This is a genomic window from Novosphingobium resinovorum (genome assembly GCF_001742225.1).
GTDB lineage: Bacteria > Pseudomonadota > Alphaproteobacteria > Sphingomonadales > Sphingomonadaceae > Novosphingobium > Novosphingobium resinovorum_A.
Genome location: NZ_CP017075.1, coordinates 1848958 through 1860269 on the forward strand (window position 1 = coordinate 1848958; position 11312 = coordinate 1860269).

The window sequence follows — 11312 nt, forward strand, 5'->3', positions numbered from 1 at the left end:
CACCCCGCCGGAGCCTTTTACGTGAACCGCCCCTTCATCCTCGCCCTCGGCCTTCTCGCCGCGTCTCCGCTTCCCGTCGCCGCGCAGGAGACGCCGGAAACCTACCTCAAGCGGATCGAGGCGATAGACGACAGCGGCGCGGCGATCCATGCGGTCGTCGCCGTGGCCCCGTCGGAATCGCTGGCCATCAAGGGCAAAGGCCCGCTCGCCGGGCGCGCGTTGCTGGTGAAGGACAACATCGAGACGCGCGACATGCCCACGACCGCGGGCAGCCTCGCGCTGAAGGACAACGCCACGGGACGCGACGCACCGCTGGTGGCGAAGCTGCGCAAGGCGGGCGCGGTCATCCTGGGCAAGACTAACCTCTCCGAATGGGCGAACTTTCGCGGCGAGCACTCCTCCAGCGGTTGGAGCGCGGTGGGCGGGCAAACGAAGAACCCTTACGCGCTCGACCGCAGCCCCTGCGGCTCGTCCTCGGGCAGCGGCGCGGCGGTGGCGGCGGGCATGGCGTGGGCGGCGATCGGCACCGAGACCGACGGCTCGATCACCTGCCCCGCCTCGGTGATGGGGCTCGTCGGATTCAAGCCGACCGTCGGGCTGGTCAGCCGCACCTACGTGGTGCCGATCAGTTCGAGCCAGGATACCGCCGGGCCGATGACCACCAGCGTCGCCGACGCCGCGCTGCTGCTCAACGCAATGGCCGGAAGCGACCCCGCCGATCCGGCCACCGCCGATGCCGACCGGCACAAGCCGGACTTCACCGTCGGTTTGGGCAGGGTCAGCCTGAAGGCCGTGCGCGTAGGCGTGCTGCGCCGTCAGGCCGGACACATGTCGGCGCTCACCGTGCTGTTCGATGCCGCGCTCGCCGACATGAAGCGCGCCGGGGCGCAAGTGGTGGAGATCGATTTCGAGCCCGACGAGCGGCTCGGTGAGGCCGAATTCACGATCATGCTGCACGAGTTCCGGCTGGGCATCGACGCCTACCTAGGCGACCTGCCCCGCCCGGCACCCGCGCGCGACCTTGCCGGGCTGATCGCCTTCAACAAGGCACACGCCGCGGAAGAACTGCGCTGGTACGGGCAACAGACTTTCGAGAAGGCGCTGACGACCACCGATCCCGCCGCCTACGCCAAGGCCCGCGCCGATGCCCAGCGCCTCGCGGGGACCGAGGGGATCGACGCGCTTCTGAGGAAGTACGACGTCGATGTCCTAGTTGCTCCCACCACCAGCCCGGCCTGGCCGATCGACCCGGTGCTCGGCGACAATTTCGTCGACGTCGGTGCCGGATCGCTGGCAGCCATCGCAGGCTATCCGCATCTCTCGGTGCCGATGGGCACGGTCGAGGGATTGCCGGTGGGAATTTCGTTCATGGCCGGGAAATGGGACGATGCCAAAGTGCTGCGCATCGGCGCCGGCTACGAACGGTCGCGCAGTGCCACACTGACCGCTCCAGCCTTGCGCAACTGGGCGCAATAGACCGAAAACGGGACGATCGGGATGCGCGCCGCGACGATAGGGACTGGCGGGCGCCCTCGCTCTCGGCCATCTTGCCCAGTTCCAGCCTCGCAGGAGACCCTGTGTACCGAACTTCGTTGCTAGCCCTCAGTGCAATCGTTTCCATGGCTCCGGCTGCGGCATTGGCCGACACGCCCCGCGAACTGCTCACGACCGCCGCTTTCCAGACTGCCACCAAACCGCAGGCGCTCAAGCTGGTCGCGCAGGCGATCACCGCTTCGGATCGCATCCTCGCCGCGCGGCCGAACGATCATGAGGCGACGCTGCAGCGGGCCATCGCCATCGGCTATCGCGGCAAGCTGACCCGCAGCCGCTCGGACGTGCGGGCCTCGCTCGACGTGTTCCAGAAGCTGGCGGCGGCCAATCCGCGCGATCCGGAGGCGCAGATCGTGATCGCCGGATGGCATCTTGGCGCGGTGGATGAACTCGGCGGGTTTCTGGCGCGCACGGCGCTGGGCGCGCGGGTCTCGGCAGGGGAGACGGCGCTGGCGAAGGCCGTTGCGCTCGGCGGCGACCGGGCGTTCTACCCCGGCCTCGCCGCGCTGCTGCAGATCCGCAACGACCCGAGCGACATCGCACAGGCAAGGCGCTGGGCCGAAGCCGCCGCGACCGGGCAGGCGGCGACTCCCCTCGATGCCCTGATGAAGCGCGCGGCGCTCTCGGTCCTGCCCTCGCTGCGGGCGAACAACGGCAAGGCGGCGGCGGAACTGGCGCGCAAGCTGGTGCCGTTCGGGAAGATCGGGGATTGAGAATGGCCCAAAGCCGCGGGTGGGCTTCGACAAGCTCAGCCTGAGCGGGGTTTGGGTTTTCCTTCGCCTGTTTGCCCTCGATCCCGCTCAGCCTGAGCTTGTCGAAGGCCCCGCGTCCAAACACAAAAAGCCCCGGTGCATCGCTGCACCGGGGCTTTTTGGTTATCGGTCGAACCGCAAGGGAGGGATCAGTCCTCCTTGGCAGCGGCCTTCTTCTTAGCCGGCGCCTTCTTGGCGGGCTTGGCTTCGTCGGCCGGAGCCTCTTCAGCGTCGTCCTTCTTGGCGGCAGCCTTCTTGGCCGGAGCCTTCTTCGGCTTTTCCTCGGCGGCAGCTTCCGCTTCTGCCTCGGGGGCCGGAGCGGCTTCCGCTTCGTCCTTCTTGGCAGCCTTCTTGGCCGGAGCCTTCTTCGGCTTCGCCTCGGCAGCGGGCTTCTCGCCGTCGGCGTCGGCTTCGATCGCGGCCTGCAGCTCGTCGCGGGTCACTTCGCGCTCGGTGACTTCGGCCGTCTCGATGAGGAAGTCGACGACCTTGTCCTCATAGAGCGGAGCGCGCAGCTGGGCGGCCATCATCGGGTCCTGCTGGACGTATTCGAAGAAGCGCTGGCGATCTTCGGGGCGGTACTGCTGCGCAGCCTGCTGCATCAGCATGCCCATTTCTTGGCTGGTCACTTCGACGCCGTTGGCCTGGCCGATTTCCGAAAGGAGCAGGCCCAGACGCACGCGGCGCTCGGCGATCTTGCGGTAGTCGTCCTTCTCGGCTTCGATCTCTTCGAGCGCGGCGGCCGGGTCTTCCTCGTTCTGCGCTTCCTGGATCAGCTGCTGCCAGATCTGCGAAAATTCGGCTTCCACCATGGTCGGCGGCACGTCGAAGTCATGGCCGGCGGCCAGCTGGTCGAGCAGCGAGCGCTTCATGGCGGTGCGGGTCAGGCCGGCAGTTTCCTGCTCCAGCTGGCCGCGCAGCAGGCCGGTGAGCTGCTCCAGGCTCTCGAGGCCCAGTTCCTTGGCGAAGTCGTCGTCGAGCTTCGATTCGGCAGGCGCCTTCACTTCGTGCGCGACGATGTCGAAGGTGGTTTCCTTGCCGGCGAGGTTCTCGGCCGGGTAGTCCTCGGGGAAGGTCACGGTGATGGTGCGCTCGTCACCGGCCTTGATGCCCTTGAGCTGTTCTTCGAAGCCCGGGATGAAGCGATCGGCGCCGATCACCAGCGGGGCCTTCTCGGCCTTGCCGCCGTCGAACTCGACGCCGTCGAGCTTGCCGGTGAAGTCGATGATGACCTGATCGCCCTCGGCGGCCTCGCCGTCCTTGGTCTCGAAGCGCTGCTGCTGCTTGGCGATGTTCGCGACCGCTTCGGTCACGGCTTCATCCGAGACGGGCACGGTCAGCTTGTCGAGCTTCAGGCCGTCGAGCGAGGGCGCCGCGATGGTCGGCAGGATTTCGAGGCTGACGGTCAGCTCGGCGTCCTTGCCCTCTTCGTAGCCGTCGGTCAGCTTGACGTCGGGGTTCATCGCCGGGCGCAGGGCGTTGTCGGCCACCAGCTTGTCCATGGCTTCACGGATCGAGGTGTTCAGCGCTTCCTGGTGGATCGCCGGGCCGTGCAGTTTCTTGACGAGGTTCGCGGGAACCTTGCCGGCGCGGAAGCCGGGCATGCGCACCTGCGGGGCGATCTTCTTGACCTCACCCTCGACCTTGGAGGTGATGGTGGCGGCGGGGATGGTGACCGTATAGGCGCGCTTCAGGCCTTCGTTGGTCGTTTCGACGATCTGCATTTCGATGCCTTCCTGTGCAATCCAAAGGGCCTCTCGGCCAGCATTACGCGGCATTCCCTCGCACAGGCGGCGGATTGGTGCGGGCGAAGGGACTCGAACCCCCACATCTTTCGATACTGGTACCTAAAACCAGCGCGTCTACCAATTCCGCCACGCCCGCATGAGTGTAGCCTGAAACTCAAGGGACGGGCCATTAATGGCAGCCGGAGAAAAGGGCAAGTGCGACGAGTCGCTATGGTGTCACGGAACGGATCGCCGCCACGCTGGGTTATGTGTGCGAGGGGGCGAGAGGAGCGAGATCACCATGGCCACCCAGCCACCCGTCTACAGCCCCGGCGACACGCCTGCGGAAATCCCGACGCCCGGAAACGACCCCGGCGTTCCCGGCGGTCCGGATGAGACACCGCCGCAAGGGCCGGACTTCGACCAGCCCGATGAGGCGCCGGTGGAACTGCCGCCGCCGGATTGACCCTCATCTCGTCATTGCGAGCGAAGCGAAGCAATCCAGGGCGGTTTATATGGCCCTGGATTGCTTCGCTTCGCTCGCAATGACGATGGGCGGGTGCTTCCGCTCGTGCTTCGACAGGCTCAGCATGAGCGGGGAGAGGAAAGCGAACTACCTCGACCCCGCTCGCCCTGAGCTTGTCGAAGGGCCGCGCGCCGCCCTGTCAGCCTACTTCCATCCCGCCAGCCGCGCGAGCATCGCCACGGTCGAACCCTCGCCCGCCGGCTTTGCCACCGCGCGATAGTCCGGCCCGGCCGCGCAGGCGAGGCAGTATGCCTGCACGCCCTGCGCGCCCAGCACACCGTCGAGCCGCGCCACCGCCTGCGCCATCTGCAGCCGCTGGCGCTGCGCCACCAGCCCGGCGAAGTCGTAGGCTGCCGCCTGCTCCTGCGAACCGGACGTCATGCTCTGCACGAAGGCGCTGAACGAATCCTCCGGTTCCTCCAGATAGACTGCCTGCCACTTGCCGTTGCCCACGCCGCCCAGCTTCGCGGCATAGGCGAGCGCATCGTCCAGCCCGCCCATCTGGTCGACGAGGCCGAGCCGCTGCCCGTCCGCACCCGGCCACACGCGGCCCTGAGCGATCGCGTCGACCTGCTGCGGCGTCTTGCCGCGCGCCTTGCCGACGATGCCGAGGAACTTGCCGTAGATGCTCTCCACCGAGCCCTGAAGCATGGCTTCGACCTCAGGCGTGAAGCCACCGAGAATATCCGGCTGCCCGGCCAGCGGCGTGGAGCGCACCCCGTCGCTGGTCACGCCGAAGTCCGCCAGCGTCTTCTCGAAGCTGGGCACGAAGGCGAAGACGCCGATCGAGCCGGTGATCGTCGCGGGTTCCGCGAACACGCGCTGGCCGGGCGTGGAGACCCAGTAGCCGCCGCTCGCTGCCATTGAGCCCATCGACACCACGACCGGGATCTTGGCATCGCGCCAGCGCTGGATCGCGCGGCGGATACGCTCCGACGCCATGACCGAGCCTCCCGGCGAATCGATCCGCACAACCAGCGCCTTCATGCCCTCTTCGCGGTTCTCGTCGAGCAGCGCGGCAATGCGGTCGCCGCCCGCCGTGCCGGGACCAGCCTCACCGTCGACGATCTCTCCGGCGATGGTGACGACGCCGATCTTGGCGCCCTCCCCCTTCACCGGGTTCGCCGCCAGCCAGGTCGCCAGCCCGGTATGCGCGTAGTCCGGCGCGTCCTTGTCCGAATGGCCGATCGTGGTTTCGCCCACCAGCTTCTCGACGCGGGCCTCGAACTCGGTCTGGTCGCCGATGCGGTCGATCAGGCCCGCCGCCTTCGCGGCCTCGGCCATGTCGTTGCCGTGGGCCTTGTTCCAGCCGACCGGGTCCGCGACCATGCGATCGAGCTGCGCCCTGGGCCGCGCCTTGGCGATCTCGGCACGCAGGGCGTTCCACTGCGAATCGAGGATCAGCTTGAAGTCCTCGCGCGCCTCGGGCGAGAGGTCGGTGCGCATGTAGGGCTCGACCGCCGACTTATAGGTGCCGACGCGGTAGACATGCGCGTTGACCCCGTACTTGTCGAAAAGGCCCTTGTAGAACTGCAGGTTGCCGCCCGGGCCCGCCACGAAGGCGCCGCCCATCGGGTCGACCCAGGCCTCGCTGGCGTGGGCCGCCAGCTGCACGCCGTCATCGGCATAGAGATTGGCGAAAGTCAGCACCGGCTTGCCCGCCTTGCGCACTTCGTCGATGGCCGCGCCGATATCATGCAGGTGGACATAGCGCCCACCCATGAAGCGCGAGAGGTCGAGGACGACCGCCTTGATCCGCTTGTCGCTCGCCGCCAGCCGCAGCGCCCGCTCGACGTCGCGGGCCTGGAATTCGTGGACCTGCTCGCCGCCGGACGTCAGCAGCTGGAGCGGGTCGACCTTGCTCTTCTCCTCGACCACGGTGCCGTCGAGTTCGAGCAGCAGAGCCCCGTTCTCCACCTTGCCGCCGACCGGCCGCGCCGAGAGCGCGGCGTAGATCACCCCGAAGAAAGCCAGCAGGAACAGCAGCGCCAGCGCATCCTTCACGGCGACCAGCAACTTCCAGACCTTGCGCGCGAATCTCATGTAACGACCTGCCTTTCGCATGCAGCCTTACCTGCTGCGGTGCGGAATGGGAAAGGGGCGGGCACCAAAGCGGTTCCATTCCTTTTCGCATCGGGGGAGGAATGGCTGGATCGCCCTTGCTCACCCCCGGCTCCCCGCCTATGGCGTGGTCTTTAATGACACCTCCAGAATACACCTATCCGGCAGGCGCTCTCGCCTTTCCGCATCGCGGCCTCACGGGCATTGCGGGCCTTGCCCCGCACCAGATCTGGTTCCTGCTCGACGAGGCGGAACAGTGGGTCGAAATGAACCGGGGCGCGCAGAAGCGGGTCGAGCTGCTGTCCGGCATGACCATTATCAACGCCTTCTTCGAGAACTCGACGCGCACACTCCTGAGCTTCGAGATCGCGGGCAAGCGCCTCGGCGCCGACGTCGTGAACATGGCGGTCGCCACCTCCAGCGTGAAGAAGGGCGAGACGCTGATCGACACGGCGATGACGCTCAACGCCATGCGCGCCGACGCCATCGTCATCCGCCATGCCTCCTCGGGCGCGGTGCAGTTGATCGCCGACAAGGTGGACTGCCCGGTGCTCAACGCCGGTGACGGCCAGCACGAGCACCCGACGCAGGCGCTGCTCGATGCGCTGACGATCCGGCAGGCCAAGCGCGCGTTCAACGGGCTGCGCGTAACGATCTGCGGCGACATCCTGCACAGCCGCGTGGCGCGCTCGAACATCCTGTGCCTCGCCTCGCTGGGCGCCGACGTGCGGGTCTGCGCGCCGCCTGCACTGATGCCCGCCGATATCGAGCAGATGGGCGTGACGGTGTTCCACGACTTCGACGCGGCTCTGAAGGGCGCGGACGTCGTCATGATGCTGCGCCTGCAGATGGAGCGCATGGAAGGCCAGTTCATCCCCTCCCCGCGCGAATACCGCCACCTCTACGGGCTGACGCTCGACCGGCTGGAACTGGCCGAATCGAACGCGCTGGTCATGCACCCCGGCCCGATGAATCGCGGCGTCGAGATCGACAGCAACGTCGCCGACCATGTGGAGCGCTCGATGATCACCACGCAGGTGGAAATGGGCGTGGCGATCCGCATGGCCTGCCTCGATGTCCTCACCCGAAAAGGCCGCAAGATGGAGGGCTGGGCATGAGCCTTCACGCACCCCTTACCGTCACCAATGGCCGCGTGCTGCTGGCCGACGGCTCGATCCAGACCGGCGCGGTGCGCTGCGAAGGCGGGTTCATCACCGCGATCGGCGCGGACGTCGCCCCGCAGGACGGCGACACCGTGCATGACGCGCGGGGCCAGATCGTGGCGCCGGGCCTCGTCGACATCGGCGTCTTCGCGATCGACAAGCCCGCGTTCCACTTCGGCGGCATCACTCGCGCCGCGCTCATGCCCGACCAGAACCCACCGCTCGACGTATCGGCGCGAGTGCGGTTCGCGGCGCAATCGGGCAAGCCGGACTTCTGGGTCCACCCGCTCGCCGCCGCGACGCAGGGGCTGGAGGGCAAGGCGCTCGCCGAGATCGCGATGATGCGCGATGCCGGTGCGCGCGCGGTCTGCACCGGGCGGCGCTGGATCGGCGATTCGGGCACGATGCTGCGCTTGCTGCAGTACACCGGGATGCTGGGCATGGTCGTCATCGCCCATGCCGAGGACGCCGGGATCGTCGGCAATGCTGTCGCCACGGCGGGCGAGATGGCGACCCGCCTCGGCCTCCCCAGCGCACCTGCGCAGGCAGAGGCTCTCGCGATCGCCCGCGACATCGCGCTGGCCGATATGGCGAATGCCGCGATCCACTTCCGCAACGTCACGACCGCCGCCGGGCTGGAACTGGTGCGCGCGGCAAAGGCGCGCGGGGCTAGGGTCACGGCGGGTGTCAGCCCGGCCTACTTCATGCTCTCCGACCTTTCGATCGGGGCGTTCCGCACTTTCACCCACCTCTCGCCCGCGCTGCGCTGCGAGGCGGATCGCAAGGCGGTGGTCGGCGCCATCGCCGACGGCACCATCGATGTGATCGCCTCGGGCCACGATCCGCGCGGCCCCGAGGACAAGCGCCTGCCGTTCAGCGATTCGGCCCCCGGCATGGCGGGCGCGGAGACGCTGCTGCCGCTGACGATGAGCCTCGTGCGCGACGGCGTGATCGACATGGCCCGCGCTTTTGAACTGATCGCCGCCAACCCGGCGAAGCTGCTGGGCGTGAACGCAGGCAGCTTGGCGGTCGGCGCCGAAGCCGACATCGCCGTGCTCGATCCCGAGCGGCCGTGGATCGTCAATTCGGACAAGATGGCGGCGGCCGCGGGCAATACCCCGTTCGACCGCCAGCCGGTGCAGGGCCGCGTCCTCGCGCTGTTCAAGGGCGGCGTCGCGGTGCGAATGAAGAAGATCGGCGGCTAAGACCCGCCGTCGTCCTGGACTTGATCCGGGACCGGTGGCTGTCTTTAGGTGCGACTTTGCTGCGCGCGCCGCGAGGTGGGCTGTTCACGGCCAGCGGTCCCGGATCAAGTCCAGGACGACGTCATGTGATCAGCGGCTCGCCAGCATCGGCCTGCCACGCGCGGCGACCGCGCCCGGCAGCGAACGGCCGTCCTCATAGGCGAGGCATTCGCCGCCGCGTCCCTTGACGGTCGAGCACATCGACTGCGCCACGCCGCGCGCGAAACCTTCGGCGGCGACGCGGTAATAGCGACGCCCGTTGACGTCGGCCTCGGTGATCCGCAGCGCATGGCTACGCAGAGAGGGGTCGCGCTTCTGGAAGATCGCCCAGGCCCGCTTGGCGCCGTCCATCGTGCTGAACGAGCCGAGCTGCACCAGATGGCTCCCCGACTGGCCAGTCACGGCCTGTTTAACCGGAGCGGCCTTCGCCGCCGCCTTCTTCACCTGCGGCTTCTGCATGCGCGCGAGGCTGCCGTCGAAAGCGCGCTCGATCGAGCGGCGCGGCGCCTCGTCCGCGAACGCCGGAGCGACCGGCGCAGGTGCTTCGGCAAAGACCGGAGCAGGCGCGGCCTCTTCGGTTGCGGGAAGTTCGGCGACAGGCTCAACCGGCTCGGCCGCAGCCATCATCACGCGCGGGGTATGATCGATACCGTTCAGTGCCAGCGCCGTCGGCTGGCCCGGATCGAGGCGCAGCGGCGTGCCCAGCAGGCCTGCGACGCGTGCGCGGCCCTGTTCGGGGCTCGCCTTCGCGCCCCAATCCTGCAGGCGCGCTTCGAGTTCATCGCCCGAGACATCCTGCGACGCGATCACCCGCGCCTCGGCCCAGCGGCCGTCGAGGGCATAAGCATAGGCAAGGTTCTGACGCGTCTTGGCGTTGTTTTCGCCGCCGCGCACGGCCTGCGAAAGCACCTCGACGCCCTGCGCAGGCTGGCCCGCCAGCGCCACGGCGAGGCCGTAGTCGCTCGCCGGGAGCTTGTTGGCAAAGCGCTGCAGCACGTCGAGCGCCTCGGCCTTGCGGCCCGAACCGATGTAGGCGAGCGCGAGGCTGAGCCCCGTGCGCGGGCTGCGGTCGCCCAGCGCCAGCGCGTCCTCGAAGGTCGTCGCGGCTGAATTGAAGCGACCGGCGGCAAGGTAGCCCTGCGCCAATGCCGAGCGGGCACCCATGTCGCGCGGTGACTTGGCGACACGCGCCTCCACCTTGGAAAGGGCCCCCTCGTCCACTCCGGCGACCTGCCCCTCGGCCACGCGCGTGTCACCCGCGCTGGCGACACCGTGCGGCCCACCCGCGCAGCCCGCGAGCAGCGCCGCGACCATGGCCGAGCACAAGGTGAAGCCTGCGTTACGGGCGCTGTTGCTGTGGCGGTTCTTCATGGCATCTACCCCAAATCAGGCCGGAACACGGCGGCCGAAACCGCCCACCGGACGCAGCACGCCTCCCTGCACCGGCTGTCCGACAGCAGGCGCGGCGAAGATCGTGCGGCGGAAATTCTTTTCGAGACGGTCGGCGACATAGGCCCACAAGGCGGCCATCTCGGCGGAGGAGCGACCGTTCGGGTCGATCTCCATGACGGTGCGGCCGTCGATCATCGAGGCCGCGAAATCGGTGCGCTGGTGCACGGTGACCGGCGCCACGGTGCCATGCTGCGAGAGCGCGACGGCGGCCTCGGCGGTGATGCGCGCCTTGGGCGTGGCGCCGTTGACGACGAAGACCAGCGGTTTGCCCGACCGCTCGCACAAGTCGACGGTGGCGCCCACCGCGCGCAAGTCATGCGGGCTGGGGCGGGTCGGGATGACGATGAGTTCGGCGACGGCGATGACGCTCTGGATCGCGAGGGTAATTGCGGGCGGCGTATCGATCACCGCCAGCTTGAAACCCTGCTGGCGCAGCACCTGAAGATCTGCGGCAAGGCGCGCCACAGTAGTCTGCGCGAAGGCCGGCATCTCCGCCTCGCGCTCGTTCCACCAGTCGGAAAGCGAGCCTTGCGGGTCGATGTCGATCAGCACGACCGGACCGGCTCCGGCGCGCTGCGCCTGCACGGCAAGATGGCCGGACAGCGTCGTCTTGCCCGATCCGCCCTTCTGCGATGCCAAAGCCAAAACGCGCAAAACCGATTCCCCTATACGGCGGGCGCCGTGCCCTGCCGATGGGAGTGCCAGATCGTTCCTAATTTACGGTTAATTGCTTAGAGGGGCGAAACCGGGCGTTCACCGGCGCAAGTGTGACGATTCAGAGTGCACCCCACGTTAACGCTTTTAGCTTACCACAATCCGTGGTTCATGGGGATCCT

General features: G+C 68.0%; 9 protein-coding genes and 1 tRNA gene. 5 read left to right on the top strand and 5 right to left on the bottom strand.

Annotated features, from left to right (window positions below; genetic code table 11):
* Positions 1-21 precede the first annotated feature (21 nt).
* Positions 22-1476: an amidase gene (locus BES08_RS08575; protein ID WP_069708100.1), complete on the top strand. Its 1455-nt coding sequence runs from the start codon at positions 22-24 to the stop codon at positions 1474-1476.
* Positions 1477-1619: 143 nt separating this feature from the next.
* Positions 1620-2264: a hypothetical protein gene (locus BES08_RS08580; protein ID WP_008833073.1), complete on the top strand. Its 645-nt coding sequence runs from the start codon at positions 1620-1622 to the stop codon at positions 2262-2264.
* A gap of 188 nt (positions 2265-2452) precedes the next feature.
* On the opposite strand, the gene tig is transcribed toward BES08_RS08580, so the two are convergent.
* Both tig and BES08_RS08590 read right to left on the bottom strand, forming a co-directional pair.
* Positions 2453-4027 (bottom strand): trigger factor, encoded by a 1575-nt coding sequence (gene tig, locus BES08_RS08585; protein WP_069708101.1) that lies wholly within the window; start codon positions 4025-4027, stop codon positions 2453-2455.
* A gap of 75 nt (positions 4028-4102) precedes the next feature.
* Positions 4103-4187 (bottom strand) — tRNA-Leu (locus BES08_RS08590).
* A 144-nt stretch (positions 4188-4331) separates the two neighbouring features.
* Between BES08_RS08590 and BES08_RS33590 the strand changes: the two genes are divergently transcribed.
* A complete protein-coding gene (locus BES08_RS33590; protein WP_172705199.1) occupies positions 4332-4496 on the top strand; it encodes a hypothetical protein in 165 nt (54 codons plus the stop codon).
* A 204-nt stretch (positions 4497-4700) separates the two neighbouring features.
* On the opposite strand, the gene sppA is transcribed toward BES08_RS33590, so the two are convergent.
* Positions 4701-6599 carry a signal peptide peptidase SppA gene (gene sppA, locus BES08_RS08595; protein ID WP_069709199.1) on the bottom strand — a complete coding sequence of 633 codons (1899 nt, stop codon included), beginning with the start codon at positions 6597-6599 and terminating at the stop codon, positions 4701-4703.
* 155 nt (positions 6600-6754) lie between these two features.
* On the opposite strand from sppA, the gene BES08_RS08600 reads away from it, so the two are divergent.
* On the top strand, positions 6755-7735 hold the full coding sequence (locus BES08_RS08600; RefSeq protein WP_036523605.1) for an aspartate carbamoyltransferase catalytic subunit: 981 nt from the start codon (positions 6755-6757) through the stop codon (positions 7733-7735).
* The gene (locus tag BES08_RS08605; RefSeq protein WP_069708102.1) at positions 7732-8985 is read left to right on the top strand and encodes a dihydroorotase; all 1254 of its coding nucleotides are present in this window, start codon (positions 7732-7734) and stop codon (positions 8983-8985) included. Before BES08_RS08600 ends, BES08_RS08605 begins: the two co-directional genes overlap by 4 nt.
* A gap of 129 nt (positions 8986-9114) precedes the next feature.
* Here the strand turns inward: BES08_RS08605 and BES08_RS08610 are convergent, their stop codons facing one another.
* Together BES08_RS08610 and BES08_RS08615 are read right to left on the bottom strand one after the other, a co-directional pair.
* Positions 9115-10395, bottom strand: a complete 1281-nt coding sequence (locus BES08_RS08610) for an SPOR domain-containing protein (RefSeq protein ID WP_069708103.1) — start codon at positions 10393-10395, stop codon at positions 9115-9117.
* 15 nt (positions 10396-10410) lie between these two features.
* A complete protein-coding gene (locus BES08_RS08615) occupies positions 10411-11130 on the bottom strand; it encodes an AAA family ATPase (protein WP_069708104.1) in 720 nt (239 codons plus the stop codon).
* Between the last annotated feature and the right edge of the window lie 182 nt (positions 11131-11312).